The sequence below is a fragment of the Puniceicoccales bacterium genome, assembly GCA_031283585.1.
Taxonomy (GTDB): Bacteria; Verrucomicrobiota; Verrucomicrobiia; order Opitutales; family LL51; genus JAIRTH01.
The window spans coordinates 62,621-79,709 of sequence record JAITBP010000005.1 but is presented as its reverse complement, the minus strand read 5'-3'; the positions used below and the strand labels follow the sequence as shown (position 1 = coordinate 79,709).

The window sequence follows — 17,089 nt, the reverse complement described above, 5'->3', positions numbered from 1 at the left end:
CTGGAGGCTTAACCGTGGCAGCTGGTTTTGGTGATGCAGTCGGTGGAACGATTGGAGACTTAGCAGCTGGTTGTGGCCTAGTCGATGGAGCGGCTGGAGGCTTAACCGTGGCAGCTGGTTGTGGCGATGCAGTCGGTGGAATAACTGGAGACTTAGCAGCTGGCTGTGGCGATGCAGTCGGTGGAATAACTGTAGGCTTAGCAGCTGGTTGTGGCGATGCAGTCGGTGGAACGATCGGAGACTTAGCAGCTGGCTCTGGCGATGCAGTCGGTGGAATGATCGGAGATATGGCAATTGGTTTTAGCTGCATAAACGGAATGAATGGATCGCTAAAAATAGTAATTGGGTTTAGCTGCCTAGTCGATGGAGCATAGGACATTGTCATTTGATTGCCACTGCTGCGCCTAGAGGTACGCCGCCTATTGCGCCTAGATGTGCGCCGTCTACTGCGCCTAGAGGTACGCCGCCTACTGCGTTTAAGAGAAATCTTTTTTCTTAGCTTACTGTGTCCTTTGGTTACAGCAGAACAAGAACTGTTCTGACAAAAACAAAGCACAGCAAGGCAAGATAACAACAACATTGACCTTATTATTTTTAAATATTTTTTTACTAACATAAAATTTATGCTAGCATTGTTTCTTTTGATTTGTCAAGAAATTGTAAAAAAATAATTTAACCCATTGTTTAACCCGTTTGTCAGCAGTGAAATGCTGTGTACTAGTAATAGTACCGAGGGTTCGAATCCCTCTCTCTCCGCCAAAATGTTTGGCATTAGTTAGGTCTGACAAAAAGCTTTTTACCCAATAGGATCCTGTGTTTCGGCCAGTACGAGACGTTTTTTGACAGATAGGTAAACCGGAATACCAATGGATATGAAAACCGCCAAAGCTAGTATGGTGTTCAGAATGTCTTGAGCAACCACAAAAATACAAAAAGCAATGGCAAATGCAGCAAGCATATAGGATTTGATTCTATCTGCTGGATCTTTTTTCCAGTTTTTTACCATTTTAGCATAGGAAACACTGCAGGCCAAATAGATAATCAGAAAAAGGCTTGCCATGAAATCGATTAGACGCTCAAGTCCTCCTTGGCTGGAAAATTGTGCAATTATGAGAAGAATGATAATACCAAATGACGCTATCAAAATTGAAAGTGCCGGAGCTTCGTTTTTGTTGGTCTTGCCCAGAAAAGATGGAAATAATCTATCAGCTGCCGCACCCTGGGCGATCTGGCCGGCACTTAGAGTCCAGGCATTTAGCGTGCCAAAACAAACAATTACCGCCAGAAGCGAAATGATAATATTTCCGTTGGCATAGCCTGGGAAAATTTTGTTCATGGCAATGGCATAGGGTGCATTGGCACCGACCATCGGTTCAAATCCTGTTACACCAAAGACGGATACCAGGTTGAAAAGGTATATGAAAGCAACACAGGCCGTGCCAAAGATAATCGCCCTTGGAAGTGTTTTTTGTGGATTTTTGACACGTTCCGCTGGAGTTGTCGCACATTCGACTCCAACGAATCCCCAGAATCCTAGAAGCGCAGTCTTTGAAATTATTGTCCATGTATCTGTGATTGACAGCACCGGTCCAGAAACCTTGAAGTGCTTCAGGTTAAACGACGTGAAAAATATAAAAGGAAGTATAAATAGGGGTATGACTTTTAGAGATGTTAGTATCAGTTCTATGAAGCCGGAGGTGCGAATACCCATCAAATTGATGAAAGTTATGACTAAAAGCACTCCAATTTGAATGAAAATCGTTTGTGCCGGGCTAAGAGTTCCGACGATTGTTGATAGATAGTTCGTTATGGTGACTAACAAGACGGAATTGCTGGCCCAGGATATGATCCAGTAGATCCAGGCGATAAAAAATCCTGTCTTTTGGCCAAAGGCTTCGGTTACATAGACATGTGGTCCTCCATTTTTTACAATTTTTGAAGAAAGTTCGGAAAAAATAAGGGCCAGCGATATGGCTCCTGCTCCGGAAAAAATCCATCCTACCAATCCAATTGTCCCATAGGGAGCTAGAATTGCCGGAAAAACGAAGATTCCCGACCCAACCTGACTGCTTATTACAAGCGAAATTAGCATTAAAATCCCAAGCTGTTTCTTGCTGGTGCGATTATCTAATCGATGGGCCATTTCGGCTGGCATGACTAACAAGTTAAAAAATAACGCAAGAGAAAATTTTGTTTTATGCCGCTCGTTGTATAAAAAGAAGGCTAATATGTGTATTATGACTTTATGACTTTATGACCTTATGGTTTTTAAAATTAGAAATATTGATGGCCGTCGGGCGCCTTTTCAGGAAAATATTAGCCTTGACAGAGTATTTTTTGATAATTTCTAATATAACAATTTGTGGAACCAAAACAGCTTGAATCATTTTTGGATGCAATTTCCAGGCTAATCTGGAATTGGCCGCTAATTATATCTATTTTAGCTGTTGGTATTTATTTTTCATACAAGCTTAAAATGTTGCGATTTTCCAATTTGAAATTGGCGATGAAATGCATCATCGAAAGCAATGCAAAAAATAAAAATTGCGGTGGAGACATTTCTGTTTTTGCGTCCATATGTACCGCCCTATCAGCAACTCTTGGCACAGGCAATATAGTAGGCATTGCCGTGGCGGTGACTTTAGGCGGTCCGGGATCGATATTTTGGCTATGGATTTCATCTATTCTTAGCCTAGCGGTTAAGTATGCGGAGGGTGTTTTGGCGATAAAATACAGAAAAATAGCTGCGGATGGCAGCATTTCCGGAGGCCCAATGTATTATATTAGGTTTGGGTTAGGTCGCAATGGATTGGCGAAAATCTTTGCATTTTTTGGTCTGATGGTTGCTTTGATTGGAACAGGGACTTTAGCTCAGAGCAATTCCATAGCAGCTGCTTTTGGATCTTTCGGCATTCCTAATATTGTTACAGCGACGGTGCTTAGCCTTGTGGTCATGGCAATAACCATGGGTGGATTGCATAGAATCTCTGCGGTGGCTGAAAAAATTGTTCCAATTATGACACTGTTCTACATTGGGGCTGCGACCGCGGTGTTGGTAATTAATTTTTCTAAAATTCCCCAGGTATTTTATTTGATATGCTCGAGTGCATTCATGCCGAAATCGATACTGGGCGGTGGTGTTGGAATAACCGCCACATTGGCAGCTAGCGTTGGAGTTAGCCGTGGAATCTTCTCCCATGAAGCAGGATTGGGCAGTTCGGCCATAGCCGCTGCCACTGCCAAAACAGATTCTCCGGCCAAACAGGGATTAGCAGCCGCGGCCGGTGCATTGCTTAGCATAGTCGTCTGTACCATGACCGCCTTGGTTATAGTGATTTCCTGTGACGGTGGAGCCATTTTTAATCTATCGCCACCGTTGGAAGGCGCAATGCTTACGGCCTATGCGTTTGAACAGGGTCTTGGAGTGATTTCTCTTGGAAAATTGATAGTTAGCCTCAGCATTATATTATTCGCGTTTACCACTATTATTGGATGGAATTACTATGGAGAGAAGTGCATCCAATATATCTGGGGAGACAGTGCCCTGGGCCTCTATAAAATATTTTTTGTTTTTTTTGTTGCGCTGGGCCCATTCTTTAGAATTAACACTGTACTTGCTCTGGCGGATATTGTGATTGGGCTTATGGCCATATCAAATCTAATAGGATTGATAGGACTAAGAAAAATTGTGATAGATGAAACCGAAATGTTTTTTAGGGATTTAAAAAAATACAATATACCCTAATTTTGGCCAGGGTTTTTTAAAAAATACTTGCAAAATATCTGATAGATGTAGCTTGCACATAGTGATTGTCCCGTTCGTCTAGTCGGTCAAGGACACCGGATTTTCATTCCGGCAACATGGGTTCGAATCCCATACGGGACGCCAGGTTTTTATTGGTGAAGGTGTGTGTACGGATCTCTCGGTAATCAATGGGCTATTATTTACACCTTATCCAGTTCATGGATGGTGGTTTGGCCATTTTTTACTGCTTCGATTGCCTGGGTTTTCAATGGCACAAGGCCTTGATCTAGGGCTATTTTTTGCAAATTTTCCAGCGGGACCAGGTTTCTTATTGACTGTCTGATTTCTGCATTTATGTCAAGCCATTCATAGATGCCAAACCGGCCGGAGTAACCTGTATTGTTGCACTGGGGACAGCCTTTTCCTATATAATATTCTGAGTCAGCTAGTTCTGGATATTTTTCTTCAAAAATTCTGGTTCTTGGTGCTTTTTCTTTACAATTTTCACATATTTTTCGCAGTAGTCTTTGGGCCAGAATTCCTCTGATTGTGTCGGCGATGAGAAATGGTTCTATGCCCATGTCGACGAGTCTTGTTATGGCGGCTGGAGCATCATTTGTGTGCAGTGTTCCGAGTACCAGATGGCCTGTGAGTGCTGCTTGTATGGCTATTTTGGCCGTAATGGAGTCCCTTAATTCGCCTATTAGTATTTTGTCCGGATCGTGCCTCAGGAATGATCTGAGGGTTTTTTCAAAGGACAGACCTATATCGTCTCGTATGTTAACTTGCACAATTCCATCGATTTCGTATTCCACCGGGTCTTCGGCCGTGAGGATCTTTATTTCTTCGTTGTTTATTTCATGCAATGCGCTGTAAAGTGTGGTTGTTTTACCGCTACCTGTGGGTCCCGTGGTCAATATGATTCCCGAGCCCGTGTGTAAATTTTTACGAATTTCTGCTAACACATTCTCCGGTATGCCCATTAGGTTTAAATCAAAATGCCACGAATCTTTGTCCAGTACACGCAGCACGACACTTTCGCCATATTGGGTTGGTAATGTAGATACCCGGAAGTCCACCACTCGGTTTAGATATTTTATTTCTACATGGCCATCCTGAGGCAGTCTTCTTTCCGCAAGATCCAGCCCGGCAATGGTTTTTATTCTTGAAATTATCGCGTTGCCCAGATGTCTATCAGGGGAAGGGAGTTCTTCCAGTACGCCGTCCACGCGTAGCCTTATCACCACCGCATCGGTGAATGTTTCAAAGTGAATGTCCGACGCTTTTTTTGCGATGGCATGCTCAAAAACATGATTAACGAATCTTATTATGGGAGATTCACTATCATTTGAGGTCATCTATATCGGTGGTTATTAAAATACCTGAACACAGTCTATGCCGGATTATTTTGATTAACAAATTCTTTATGTCAAAGTTGTTTTAAAATTACAACATTGTCTCTGGACTTTTGATGAAAGTTAAGTATTAGTCCCTGCTGTTTTATGTGCTTTGATGTCATTTGGTCATGTATCTGTGTGGTGATATTTTTTGGTGGCTCTATATTTGTCCATGAACTTGGCCATTACCTTGCAGCGAAAAGTAGGAAATTTTACATACCTAGATTTTCCATCGGGTTCGGGCCGAAGTTATTTTCCTGGAAACATGGCGAAACCGAATTTCGCATATCATTGTTACCATTTGGCGGTTATGTGGCTTTACCGCAACTTGCTGAAATGAAAGAGATAGAGGGCGAGTTCGATATCCCCAAGGGGTTTAAAAAACCATCCTGTATGGATAAGATAATCGCGGCATCGATGGGTGTTATTTTCAATATGATATTCGCATTTGTTTTGGCATCGATCATCTGGGTTGTTGGCTGCGAAAAGCCTGGAAGTTCGATGACAAATGTGATTGGCTATGTCCATGAGAAGATTTGGATTAAGGATGACCTGAAAGTTAAAGGACCGGCTTATAAGGCCGGACTGTTACCAGGCGATAAGGTCCTGAGTATTGATGGAAAACAGGTTAGAACACATTTTGATCTAATGAATTACATCGTACTTGGTACCAATAGAAGCCTCGATGATAAGCCATTGGCCAGGTTGCAGGTGGAGCGGAATGGTAGCGTTTTTGACGTTGATGTCTATCCGGAACTTGTGATGAAAAATGAAGCTGCCGGTGATTATATGCGTACGATAGGTGTGGAGATGGCTCAGAAGCTAATTGTCCATGAGGTATTTAAAAATTCGCCCGGAGAAAAAGCTGGGTTACAAAATGGCGATATCCTTTTGAAAATCGATGATCAGGACATTTTTTCCCTTTCCCAGCTGAACCATATTCTTCAGTCAACCAATAAGCCTCATTCGCTGCTGGTTCAGTCCGGCAATGAATCGAAGTCCCTCAGACTAGACCCTATGACCATACCAGTAAAGAAGCCCTATGTCAAGCTGCAGTTTGATGATTGTTTTATGGAGATCTATCCAGACTATGCCGAGGGAACAAAACTTTCCAACTTGTTTGATGACAAGGTGATTTGTAAGTTATTGGAATATAAGCACCTAAGCAATACATACAGGGATATTACTCCTGGCAGTAGGCTTATGGCTGTGAATTCAAAAGAGATAGAAACCATGGCGGATTTGGTGTTTATCCTGAAGAACACAAAGAGTCCACAGTTGAGATTTATGACGAAGAAAGGCCTAGTTCGGGAAGTCAGCTATGGAAATATAAAGAATTTAGAACTTGTACAGCCAGAGAGAGTTAATAGCATCGGCGTTCTTTTTTCCGAGGGAACTAGGATGGTTCACTGTAATCCCGTATCCCAGTTGTTAGATAGTGTCAGGAACACGCTGATAACTCTCAATAGTTTGATCTCAAGAAAATCCAATGTGGCGCTAAAAAATCTGATGGGCTTACCTGGCATAGTGAAGACGCTTAACATGTTTGCGTTGTGTGACTTCAGATTGTTTTTACTGTTTATAATCACCCTAAATGTCAATCTGGCCGTATTGAATATTTTGCCGATTCCGTTTTTGGATGGTGGCCATATTATGATGGCAGTGGCAGAGAAAATAATGGGAAAAAATCTGTCAGGCCGGCTTACGACAGCCGTTCAATTTCTATTCATGGTCCTGCTCATGCTTCTCATGGTTTATGTTAGTTTCTTCGATATTAGAAGGATTTTTGGTGATCATGACAACGATGTTAAGGCGGAGAAGTTGCTTAATCTGCAGGTGCCGGTTCAGGCTCTGTGGGAAGGAATGGCTTCGGCGAACGAGTAAGTTGTTGATAGTTCGGACGTTATTGTGCCACCTGGTGGGAGATACTGGGCTCGAACCAGTGACCTCTTGCGTGTCATGCAAACGCTCTAACCAACTGAGCTAATCCCCCTTGGCTGTTAGAGAATTAATTTGGAATAGCCTATCAAGAAAAATGTGTGGGTTATAGTGGTTGATTTGTTTGAAATTTATACTCTACTATATATTGTTTGCTATTAACCGGATAAGAGTCATGAGCCAGCCACAAAAAAAATGTAGTCGAGTCAAAGATATTGTTGGCGGGACTTTTCTTTTTGTCCTCGGATTGTTGACGCTGATCTGGCTATTGGATTTTGATCCGGATCAAAGCTGGTTGATTAGTACAAAAGCTCTTGATGTTCAGCCACATAGAAATATGGTTTGGAGGCTAGGGCCTTTGTTTTCGTTTTGGATTGTCAGATTTATTGGGTTGGCGAGCCTGCTGGTTTCCGGGCTTTTGATATGGTTTTCCTTCGTGGTTGCATTCAAATTAGCTCGACCATTTTCGAGGTGGCTTTGGCTTCATTCACTTTGCATGATTTTATCTCTGGCTGGATTGCTTTCGGTTTTTCACAAATATCTTCTTGAGGACAAAGTATTTACTGGTTTTTTTGAGAACAAATTTTCTGCTGGCCTTGGTGGAATATTTGGCCTGAAAATACTTAATCAATTTTTGGACCCGCTATTTGGCCCATTGGGTGGATTTATACTGCTGTTGGCGGTATTTTTAGTAGATGGATGGCTGATTTTCAGGAAAACCGAACCTGTGTCCGGATCTGAAAAAAAAAGCCTTCGGTTGATGATGGCCATTAGAAGGCTAGGCATCCGATGGTTGCGTGTTGTATCTAGTTCACTACGTGCATGTTGCAGATTTGTCAGCGGATTATTTGGTCTGACTAGACTGGCCGGGAAAATGGTGGTTTTCGTGGGCAAAGCAAGTCGAGATAAGGTTACTAGGACCGGGAATTTGGTATCGAGCTCTGGGATTGAGCTGCCAGTGGATCAACCGGTCGGTTATGCAAGTTCTTCGGCTGATGTGAGTTCCGTCGAGCCGGTCCTCGTTAGAGCTTCTTGTAAAATCGGTGATCATGTGTTTCCGAGCACCGAATTGTTGGAGCGCGGGAGTTTAAATCTGGTGTCCGGCGAGGATCATGAATCTGTTGCAATTAAGCTTGTTAGCACTCTTGCCGAGTTTGGTGTTTCTGTGAAGCCGAGCGAGATACACAGGGGGCCGGTCATAACTAGATATGAGATTTTGCCCGAGCCAGGCGTCCGGGTTGAGAAAATCGTAGGGTTGGATAAAAATATTGCCCTTGGCCTGGCGGCGAAGTCCGTAAGAATCATCGCGCCGGTGCCTGGGAAAGGTTGTGTAGGTGTAGAACTACCTAATAAAGAACCGGTTACTGTTAGGCTTCGGGAAATCCTGGAATCTAGAGCCTGGGCCGGAATGCGGGCAGATATCCCGATTGTTCTTGGCCGTGGCGTTACCGGTGAGCCGATAATAGCCGATTTGGCCAGGATGCCGCATCTGTTGATTGCTGGAGCAACTGGTTCTGGCAAAACGGTTTGCATAAATGCAATCATTGCTTCGCTGCTGTTTCATGCGTCGCCGGATGCCCTAAGATTTATAATGGTTGATCCAAAAATCGTTGAGATGCAGACATTTAATGATCTACCGCATATGCTGATTCCGGTGGTCACCGATCCAAAAAAAGTGCCCAACGCTTTGAAGTGGTTGATTGCAGAGATGGAGGATCGCTATCAGATATTTGCGAAGGTTGGGGTGCGAAACATAGCCAGCTTCAATGCGAAGGTTGTTGATTCGCAATCAAAAGTGCCTATTGCAGAAGGAGATGAGTCACATAATCTGGTAGCTAAAAAGATGCCTTACATTGTTTGCATAATAGATGAGTTGGCCGATTTGATGATGGTGGCGCCGGGAGATATAGAGACCTGCATTGCCCGATTGGCTCAGTTGGCGAGGGCGGCCGGTATTCATCTAATCCTTGCAACTCAACGACCTTCGGTGAATGTGATCACCGGAATAATCAAGGCGAATCTTCCAAGTCGGATCGCTTTCAAGGTAGCTTCCAAAGTCGACAGCCGTACAATTCTTGATATTGGTGGAGCGGAATCACTTCTTGGCCAAGGAGATATGTTATTTTTACCACCTGGTTCTGGCGGACTGCTACGGGCCCAGGGCGCGCTGGTTTCGGACGATGAGATAAATGCCCTGGTTAGGTTTTTGTACACGACGAATGGCGCGCCAAAGTACGAGGAAGCCGTGCAGGAGCGGATAGAGACCGGAGATGTGGAGGATGGCGAGTCGGCCGAAGACTGGGATGATGACATGATTCCTAAGGCTTTGGAAATCATCCGCTCCAATGACAGGGCCTCAACTTCGTTTTTGCAGAGAAAGTTGAAGATAGGCTACAACCGGGCCGCAAGAATCATGGATACTTTGAGGGAAAAAGGGCTTGTTTCCTCGGCGGAAGATAGCCAGGATGGTTTGTAACATGTTTTAAATTAGTAAATTGAGTATTGCAAGTTTGGAGATTTTTGATAACCTTCGAACATGGATGTGAAGATTGGAAGATTCCTAGAGCTTAGCTGTGCCCTGGTCATTGCGCTCATTCTCCTGCCAATCATGTTCATAATTGCCATTTTGTCTAGATTTGAGATCAAAAAAGTTGGCATTTTTTTTACCCAGGAAAGGATTGGCAAAAATGGTAAGCCGTTCAGAATAATAAAGTTCAGGACGATGCGCAGAACCATTGCCGATACCAAAGATGACGATATTGCTCTGAATTCATTTAACGAAAAATTAGTCACGAAATTTGGTAAATTTTTGAGAAAGACTCGGCTAGATGAGCTTCCCCAGATTTTTAACGTTATCAAGGGCGACATGGGATTTATTGGCCATCGACCGTTGACGATGGACTTTTTTGATGTCATAAATAACGATGTTGAATACAGGAAAATTTTGAAATTTAAGCCCGGAATAACCGGCTATGCGACGCTGAAAATCCTTGAGTACGAAGCCAATGTGTTGAATAATGCCGAGGATAGGGCCGATGCTTACCTGCGTTTTGTTTTCCCGAAAAAAATGAAATACAACCTTGAGTACTTGAAGGAGAAGAACTTGTGGTTGGATGCAAGCATAATATTCATGACCGCCGTTGTGTTTTTCAAGTATCTGAGTTCGTCGCTAATGGGCATAATTTTCGATATTTTTGGTCAAAAGAAAGTAAAAAGTCTAACGCCCATCGAAAAAAGCGAAAAAGTGTCCCAACGTTCCTAGGCGGTAAGTATTTTAACATCAGGCTCTTAGTCACAGGTCCAATTTGCCTGGGTTACCGAGTTCTGGAACGCAATTCAAAAGTTTGGTAGTGTATGGGCTTTTAGAATTTTTGAATATATTTCCGGTACTGTTTATTTCTGCGATTTCCCCGTTGAACATTACCATGGCTCTGTCAGCGAAGCCATTGATTATGCCGAAGTTATGAGTTATCAGCAGTATCGCAAGTTCACGTTCTTTTTTAATGTTTTTTAGTAGAGTTATGATTTGTTTTTGGATTGTTACGTCCAACGAAGTGGTGGGTTCGTCCGCTATCAATAATTTTGGGTGGCTGGCTATGGCTATGGCAATCATCGCCCTCTGTTGCATGCCACCGCTAAGTTCATGCGGATAAGCATAATAAAATCGCTTATTTGTTAATCCCACATCATCCATGAGTTCCATGACCGCATGTTTGGACTTTTGTTTCATCGATTCGCGGATTTGATATCCTATTGTGAGTGAAGGATTTAGTGCAAGGCCTGGCTCCTGAAAGATGTAGGCTATTTTGTGCCCTCGGTAGGATGCCATATTTTTTTCTGGAATCGACAATAGATCTACGCCGTCGAACAGGATGTTTCCCGACAGGCTCGCTATTTTTTTGTTGAACAAATTTGCTATACTTAAAGCCACGGAAGTTTTCCCACTGCCGCTTTCCCCGATAATTGCAAAGGTTTCGCGCGGTTTTACGTGGAACGAAATATTGTTTATCGCCAGGACTTCTGGGTTTTTAAATCGGACAGTCAAATTGCGTATGTCCAGTAACTTCGCATCGGTATCGTGCATAATAACTAATTGATGATGTGTTAATTATGAATTTTGTAACCTATTACTAACCGTTGAAATATATTCTTTCATGATTGCAAATAAAGTCCAGCAATTTAAAGTGGTCCAGATAATTAGGAGGAAAATATGGAAAAAGATATAATCGTATCTGGTGTGCATCTAACACTTACAGAAGCACTTAAGCAAAAAGTTCACGAAAAAGCTGAAAAATTATTTCGGCATGGCGAAGGGATTGTGCGCATAAGGGTTGAGTTGCAACATGAACAGAGCAAGGATCCTAGTAATGAATTTGTGGCAAAAGGTCATGTGGAAATCCACGGCCCGGACATCATAGCCGTGGCCTCCAGCGATGATTTGTATAAATCCATAGATCTGCTTGTGCAAAAATTGGATAGACAGTTGACGGACAAGGCCAGCAGGGAAAAAAAGTAACGATTTTTTTCGAGCTATAAAATTAAGTTACGTTGTCTAACTGCTTCATAGGTAACCACTGCGGTTGCAACGGATACATTTAGGGAATCTGAACTGCCAAGCTGGGGGATTTTAACCGAGATAGAATTCGTGTTCCTAAGCCAGAAATCCGAAAGGCCCCTAGCTTCGCTGCCGACGATAATTGCCAGGCTATTTGTCAAATTTTCCTCCCAATAAATCCGGTTGCCGTGCGGGGTTGTGCAGATAATTTTCAGACCATTGCTATGGCAAAATTCATCGAAAGCTATTGAGCTGCAACCTATTATCGGAATTGAGAATATTGCGCCCTGGGAAGATCTTATTGTGTTTGGGTTATAGGGGTCAGTTGACGCATCCAGCACGGCCAGTGCGGTTGCTCCGGCAGATTCGGCCGTTCGAATTATCGCACCCAAATTGCTTGGTTTTTCTAGACTCTCAGCGGCAATTATTAATGGATTGCCGGGCTCCTCTTGTCGAATATGGTCCAATGGTTTTACGAATGGCTTGCCCAGTCCGATCAGGCCATCGCCATTTTCTCTGATAGATATTTTTTGATAGGCCTGTTCACCGACTTCGATCATCGGAATATTCGCCGAGGATAATTTTTCTAATGATCCATGAAATGTGTTGTCAGTGAACAACTTTTGGCAGAAATACACCTCGGTTACCAGGTTGGCTTGGAAGGCTCGCATCAGTTCTCGATGGCCTTCGATCAAATAGGTTTTATATCGCTCTCGACAGGATTTCTTTTTCAACTTGTCGAGAAATTTTATCTTTGGATTATTTTTGCTCTCCAGGGCCACAAACCGGATATCTTTTGTTGATTTATGGCCCAAAAGCAATACTACTTGTGCATGTGCATAAAATTTGCCTGGAATGATCCATCGAAATTTTTTGTTATGAGTTGTTTTATTTCAAGCAGTTGTATGGATTTTAGAATCGGCCCGAGAGTCAGCTGGCTATTGATCATTATGTCATCTATGGTAGCATTGTCACAGGATTTTAGAAAATTAAGGACTTGTCTTTCAACAGGATCGGAGATTTTTGGTTCCTCCTTTTGATCATCAAAAACGAGAGCCTGTTGCATTGGAAAATTTATTTCCTCCAATATATCATCCACCGAGGTCACAAGGGTTGCTCCATTTCTGATCAATTCGTGGCAGCCTTCGCTGGAGGTTTGATCTATTCTGCCAGGTATAACAAATACGTTTTTTCCCTGTTCGCAGGCGATGTTTGCCGTTATCATGCTGCCGCCATGTTTTGCGGTTTCAATGATGATGACGTTGTCGCAAAGCCCTGAAATAAGCCTATTTCGTATGGGAAAAGTTTGCTTGTCAGCCCTTTTTTCCAGAGGAAATTCCGAAATAATACAACCCTGTTCAGCGATTTTTTTGTATAGGCGGCGATTTTCGGATGGGTAAATGATGTCGATGCCACAACCGAGAACAGCGATGGTTTTGCCACCGGCTGCGATGGCTCCTTCGTGGGCCGAACTGTCTATTCCCTGGGCCAGGCCACTGACTATACAAAACCCCAGATTTGCCAGGTTTATCGCAAATTCTGTGGCTACCTTAATGCCGTAAAGCGTTGGTTTTCTTGTACCTACGATAGCTATACATCGGGAGTTTAGCAAAGATCCGTTGCCGATGGAATACAGCCCAATGGGTGGATCGTGGATATTTTTTAGTGATTTTGGATAATTTTCATTGTCACAATAGCCAATAAAATCCCCTCGAATTTTGGCCAATTTTGTTTCAGTTTTACCTAGGTCGAAAAATTTCTCCCAGTTTAGTATTTTATTAGCAATGGCTTCGGATACAAGTCCGATCTCCATGAGTTCTTCTTTGGTTGCCGAGAATATTTGGTGAAGATTTTTTTTGAAATTATTATATAGCTTGAAGAAGGTGATGCTGCCGATGGTTGGCAATGAACTCAGTATCATTAGCAATTGCGTATTTGTCAGCCCAGCTAGCTTCATTTTCGATTTTTTCTCATAAAATTATCAGGATGTCAAACGAGAAAATTATCAAAATTACTTCCTGTCTGGTCCATCGATGATCGGTTGTTTTTGTCTGGGTTCATTCTGTAATGTATTGTCAGCTAAGCCGATAACCCTGATTATCTTGGCTGATTCATGGCCATCGCCACCGGTCTGGGTTAATTTTATATATCCGGCATCCATGTTGACTTCGGTCAGGGAATAGCTGATGCCATCCAGGCTAATGGAGTCATTTATCTTGTTAATGGTGTACGACTTAGCAGAAGTGCCAGACTTTATTACTATTGTGTATCTATCATCGTAGAATTTTGTATGACTGGATAGCTCAATGTTTTTAGCAAGGTCTTTGTCGTAAATTGTCACCATCGGTTTATTTTTCAATAGCGGATCAGCGGAGGAGAATTTTTCCTTGAAGCCGATTATGGAAATGTTTTTATCAGTCAGTTCATCCCCAACTTCGCATCGGAAGCTTTGGTCTTTTGTTATATCGTATAGTATTAATGTAAATTTATTGTTATCGCCGAAGCCGGCTGGCTTTTGAAAATAACCGAAAAATTGTATCTTATATTGTTGTCTTGAAATTGATGTGACAGTTAAATCGAGATTTTCGCTGTGTAATTGTGGCAATGAGGCCGAAAATACCCCATTGCTGACAGAAATTTGCGGTGGTGTAAATAGATCAAATAGCCAGAATTCGCCCCGGTCCGATGGGGTTGGATCTGGCCAGGAAAACTCATTGAAATCGTACCTGAGCAGATCGTCCTGATAAGCCAGGTCTATTTTTTGATTAAGTGGTTGATCCGGCGGTTTTAGTGGTTCATTTTTGGCGGTTTTCATGCAAAAAAACTCATAGGCTGTGCCTAGAAAAAATAGGACACAGCTTGCTAATCCTAACATATTTAGAGACATCATTCGTTTATTACTTGTTCTGACCGAAGGAGTTCTTCATTATTGTTCATGAATAACCACTCCACCGTCACTTTGATTTTTGATTTCCTCGATTCAACAACTATCGTCTTTTCTTCCTTTTTAGCCTGGGGCTTATTATCTGGTTTCGTCTTCGAATCCAGTGGCGAAATTTTTATTTCTTTGAAAAGTACAGGCAGGGATTTTTGGGCTATGCCGTTCAGAAAATTGCGAAAACATCTGGTGTAACCGGCGAATGTTATTGTGAACAGAGAGGATTCCGCTCCTTTGGTTCGGAAGCTATTGAATTTTGCCGATGAAAATGTATCCGGTGCGTCTAGTTTGTTCTTGTCCAAGGAAATAGATTCTCTTTCCACGGAAATCAGTGCCATTTCATTTTCATTGGATTTGAACAGCACGGATAATAGTTTCAGTATGGCTAGGCTTTGGCTATAAAGCAGATGAATTTCTTCTGGCCGCGGTATCAGATCTTTTTTTACATAGGGTTCAAAGGCAAAGTAGTAGTCTTTCGGAACACTGATTCTGGCCTTGATTGCTTTTGTATGCAGTGACTTAACCAGTGACATCAGTGAAAAATATAGATCGACTTCGTTTTTTGGTGCGGAACTGTCCGTTATCGCCAGTGAATATTTTCTATATTCCTCCAGGTAGATGTTTGATCTAAGCTCATAGGCGCTGGCCCTGCGTCTCAGGGAAGTCAGCGTGGCTTCGGTTGGTTGCGGCTTAGTTGATTGGAGATGAGAGACTTCTAGCCGGAGTTTTCTGTTGGCTTCGTCTAAATTTTTGTTTTCTGTCATTTTTTTTATCGTGGCAAGCAGCAGCGTTGGCAATGCCAGAAATAGAATAATCAAAAAAATTATTGCGGACAGATAGGTAGCACGTTTTTTTGTAAGTGTAAAATTCATGGGCTGAAAATCTGGGAATTGTTTTTTAAAAATAGCTCGCACCGAAATAGTATGGTGTTGTTTTCCGGAGGCTGTATTTTTATTTTAGACACATTGGTTACACCAGGTAGTTTTTTCATTTTTTCGAATAATTTGTTAAATCGTTCATTGGTCAGTGATGTGAATTCTGGTAAATTTGACATGTTTTTTACAAACATTCTGCCGATTATTTTTATCGAAGGCTGGGTAGGAAGTTTTTCACCAGCATTTTTCTGTTCAGATGGATCAATCGCTAACTCATCCAGCCAGAGGTCATTAATCTCTGCCACCGAAGCCTGTAGATTTCGGAAAAATTCTATCAACAGATCCTGGTGATTTTTGGCAAAATTTGCTGTATTTGTAATTTTTTGCCTGGCTTCGACGGTTTTTTTGGCAGCCGCAATGCTACTTGCAAGCTTCGATAGATCGGCTTTATCGCTTATAAGATTGGAATTTATATGGCGCAGAACTATATTTTTTCTCAGAATGGCCGAGTAGGCAAATAGGTTTGCCGAGGTCAATAGAACCATGATCAGGATCAAATTTTTGAGATAGGACGGTAGAATACCATCGGCATATTCTGATTCATTGATATTTTTTGATAAATTTAAGACATTGTCTTTTTCATTGGATAGGTTAATGGCACCGATAAGGGCTGGAATGATCCCGGCGATAACTTGTTCTGAATCATTGTTTAGCTTTAGGTGAATTTTTATAACATTGTTTATATCTTTGATATTTTCCTGGGGTATTACATCGGCCAACCTTGGCATGCAAACGAAATCGTCGGTCAGTCCGCTAAGAACAATTGGCCCTGAATAGATTGTTCTTTTATTGTCAAAAAATTCTGATATAAAATTTCTCAATTCTTCCATTAAATATGTAGATATCTCGTCGGTAATTTGCTCTATAATCGGCGCATTTTTATCAGATGCTATCGATATTGGCCTTGAAAATAATACCGATTCCAGTTCATCCGTTGACAGGTGGACCTGATGGTCCCGTTTGATTTTTTTCGCCAGGGAATCCAGCCCAAGTGGAATCACCTTGGTTTGATGTTTGTTTTCCTCGCCTAGATGCAGGAATAGAGCGTTTTTTACTAAATGAATGAACAGTATTGGCCTGTTGTACCTATTGAAGCCGCGGATGCGCAGCACCGGGTCCGGCAGCAGTATTTTTGGAGACATTTGGGCTTTTTTCAAAGCAAGGTGCAGAGAGCCTAACACACAGGGTTCTGCTACAAAACAGTTTGCGATATTTTTGTCATTGGTTGGAGTCGGATCTATATAGTAGGCCAATTGGTCTGCTTTTTCTTTAAAAATGTTGGCAAATTCGAACTCGATTGCTTTTTTAAGCCTGTCTTCTCTCGTATTGTATGTTCGAAGCGGCACATATTTTAGGATCGAATCCGCCAGTATGATCTGGCCGACGCTTTTTCTTATTTTCTGCGGTAGGGACTCTAGGATGGTATCAATGGTTTTGTCTCTGGTTAATTCCATTGTTCCTAGCACATTTATAAGGTAATTTTCTTCTTTAAAGGAGACATCGCAAATCGTTACCATGTCATTGCTGTAATGGAGTATAACTTTATTTAGCCGCTTCATCCACAATATCCTAGGTTGTTAT

14 protein-coding genes and 2 tRNA genes are annotated in these 17,089 nt (G+C 42.2%); 7 read left to right on the top strand and 9 right to left on the bottom strand.

The window, feature by feature from the left end:
- Positions 1-374, top strand: a 374-nt coding sequence (locus LBB20_01380) for a hypothetical protein (protein ID MDR2735477.1), incomplete at its 5' end; no start/stop codon positions are given.
- A gap of 422 nt (positions 375-796) precedes the next feature.
- Here LBB20_01380 and LBB20_01375 read toward each other — a convergent pair.
- Positions 797-2,155 carry an APC family permease gene (locus LBB20_01375; protein MDR2735476.1) on the bottom strand — a complete coding sequence of 453 codons (1,359 nt, stop codon included), beginning with the start codon at positions 2,153-2,155 and terminating at the stop codon, positions 797-799.
- Positions 2,156-2,362: 207 nt separating this feature from the next.
- On the opposite strand from LBB20_01375, the gene LBB20_01370 reads away from it, so the two are divergent.
- Complete coding sequence (locus LBB20_01370; protein MDR2735475.1) at positions 2,363-3,745, top strand: amino acid carrier protein; 1,383 nt, start codon at positions 2,363-2,365, stop codon at positions 3,743-3,745.
- A 67-nt stretch (positions 3,746-3,812) separates the two neighbouring features.
- Positions 3,813-3,889 (top strand) — tRNA-Glu (locus LBB20_01365).
- A gap of 56 nt (positions 3,890-3,945) precedes the next feature.
- Here LBB20_01365 and LBB20_01360 read toward each other — a convergent pair.
- A complete protein-coding gene (locus LBB20_01360) occupies positions 3,946-5,103 on the bottom strand; it encodes a GspE/PulE family protein (protein MDR2735474.1) in 1,158 nt (385 codons plus the stop codon).
- 177 nt (positions 5,104-5,280) lie between these two features.
- Here LBB20_01360 and LBB20_01355 point away from each other — a divergent pair, with 177 nt between their 5' ends.
- Positions 5,281-7,026, top strand: coding sequence for a site-2 protease family protein (locus tag LBB20_01355; GenBank protein ID MDR2735473.1), 1,746 nt, complete (start codon positions 5,281-5,283; stop codon positions 7,024-7,026).
- 32 nt (positions 7,027-7,058) lie between these two features.
- On the opposite strand, the gene LBB20_01350 is transcribed toward LBB20_01355, so the two are convergent.
- Positions 7,059-7,135: transfer RNA gene (locus LBB20_01350), tRNA-Val, on the bottom strand.
- 120 nt (positions 7,136-7,255) lie between these two features.
- Here LBB20_01350 and LBB20_01345 point away from each other — a divergent pair.
- Together LBB20_01345 and LBB20_01340 are read left to right on the top strand one after the other, a co-directional pair.
- Positions 7,256-9,556: a DNA translocase FtsK gene (locus LBB20_01345; GenBank protein ID MDR2735472.1), complete on the top strand. Its 2,301-nt coding sequence runs from the start codon at positions 7,256-7,258 to the stop codon at positions 9,554-9,556.
- 60 nt (positions 9,557-9,616) lie between these two features.
- Complete coding sequence (locus tag LBB20_01340) at positions 9,617-10,342, top strand: sugar transferase (GenBank protein ID MDR2735471.1); 726 nt, start codon at positions 9,617-9,619, stop codon at positions 10,340-10,342.
- A 30-nt stretch (positions 10,343-10,372) separates the two neighbouring features.
- On the opposite strand, the gene LBB20_01335 is transcribed toward LBB20_01340, so the two are convergent.
- The gene (locus LBB20_01335; protein ID MDR2735470.1) at positions 10,373-11,164 is read right to left on the bottom strand and encodes an ABC transporter ATP-binding protein; all 792 of its coding nucleotides are present in this window, start codon (positions 11,162-11,164) and stop codon (positions 10,373-10,375) included.
- Positions 11,165-11,290: 126 nt separating this feature from the next.
- Here LBB20_01335 and raiA point away from each other — a divergent pair, with 126 nt between their 5' ends.
- Complete coding sequence (gene raiA / locus LBB20_01330) at positions 11,291-11,596, top strand: ribosome-associated translation inhibitor RaiA (GenBank protein ID MDR2735469.1); 306 nt, start codon at positions 11,291-11,293, stop codon at positions 11,594-11,596.
- A 14-nt stretch (positions 11,597-11,610) separates the two neighbouring features.
- Here raiA and LBB20_01325 read toward each other — a convergent pair whose 3' ends face one another.
- Genes LBB20_01325 through LBB20_01305 form a run of 5 tightly spaced genes read right to left on the bottom strand, consistent with a single transcriptional unit; the run spans position 11,611 to position 17,067 of the window.
- Positions 11,611-12,417 (bottom strand): RNA methyltransferase, encoded by an 807-nt coding sequence (locus LBB20_01325; protein ID MDR2735468.1) that lies wholly within the window; start codon positions 12,415-12,417, stop codon positions 11,611-11,613.
- A 41-nt stretch (positions 12,418-12,458) separates the two neighbouring features.
- Positions 12,459-13,592 carry a DNA-processing protein DprA gene (dprA, locus tag LBB20_01320; protein ID MDR2735467.1) on the bottom strand — a complete coding sequence of 378 codons (1,134 nt, stop codon included), beginning with the start codon at positions 13,590-13,592 and terminating at the stop codon, positions 12,459-12,461.
- A 54-nt stretch (positions 13,593-13,646) separates the two neighbouring features.
- Positions 13,647-14,510: a hypothetical protein gene (locus tag LBB20_01315; protein ID MDR2735466.1), complete on the bottom strand. Its 864-nt coding sequence runs from the start codon at positions 14,508-14,510 to the stop codon at positions 13,647-13,649.
- A gap of 11 nt (positions 14,511-14,521) precedes the next feature.
- A complete protein-coding gene (locus LBB20_01310) occupies positions 14,522-15,445 on the bottom strand; it encodes an Amuc_1100 family pilus-like protein (protein ID MDR2735465.1) in 924 nt (307 codons plus the stop codon).
- Complete coding sequence (locus LBB20_01305; GenBank protein ID MDR2735464.1) at positions 15,442-17,067, bottom strand: hypothetical protein; 1,626 nt, start codon at positions 17,065-17,067, stop codon at positions 15,442-15,444. The genes LBB20_01310 and LBB20_01305 overlap by 4 nt, the downstream gene beginning before the upstream one ends.
- Positions 17,068-17,089 lie beyond the last annotated feature (22 nt).

Coding starts and splice junctions, on each gene's coding strand:
- LBB20_01375 (MDR2735476.1), bottom strand. CDS start 2,155: ATGCCAGCCGAAATGGCCCATCGATTAGATAATCGCACCAGCAAGAAA.
- LBB20_01360 (MDR2735474.1), bottom strand. CDS start 5,103: ATGACCTCAAATGATAGTGAATCTCCCATAATAAGATTCGTTAATCAT.
- LBB20_01345 (MDR2735472.1), top strand. CDS start 7,256: ATGAGCCAGCCACAAAAAAAATGTAGTCGAGTCAAAGATATTGTTGGC.
- LBB20_01340 (MDR2735471.1), top strand. CDS start 9,617: ATGGATGTGAAGATTGGAAGATTCCTAGAGCTTAGCTGTGCCCTGGTC.
- LBB20_01335 (MDR2735470.1), bottom strand. CDS start 11,164: ATGCACGATACCGATGCGAAGTTACTGGACATACGCAATTTGACTGTC.
- raiA (MDR2735469.1), top strand. CDS start 11,291: ATGGAAAAAGATATAATCGTATCTGGTGTGCATCTAACACTTACAGAA.
- dprA (MDR2735467.1), bottom strand. CDS start 13,592: ATGAAGCTAGCTGGGCTGACAAATACGCAATTGCTAATGATACTGAGT.
- LBB20_01315 (MDR2735466.1), bottom strand. CDS start 14,510: ATGTTAGGATTAGCAAGCTGTGTCCTATTTTTTCTAGGCACAGCCTAT.
- LBB20_01310 (MDR2735465.1), bottom strand. CDS start 15,445: ATGAATTTTACACTTACAAAAAAACGTGCTACCTATCTGTCCGCAATA.
- LBB20_01305 (MDR2735464.1), bottom strand. CDS start 17,067: ATGAAGCGGCTAAATAAAGTTATACTCCATTACAGCAATGACATGGTA.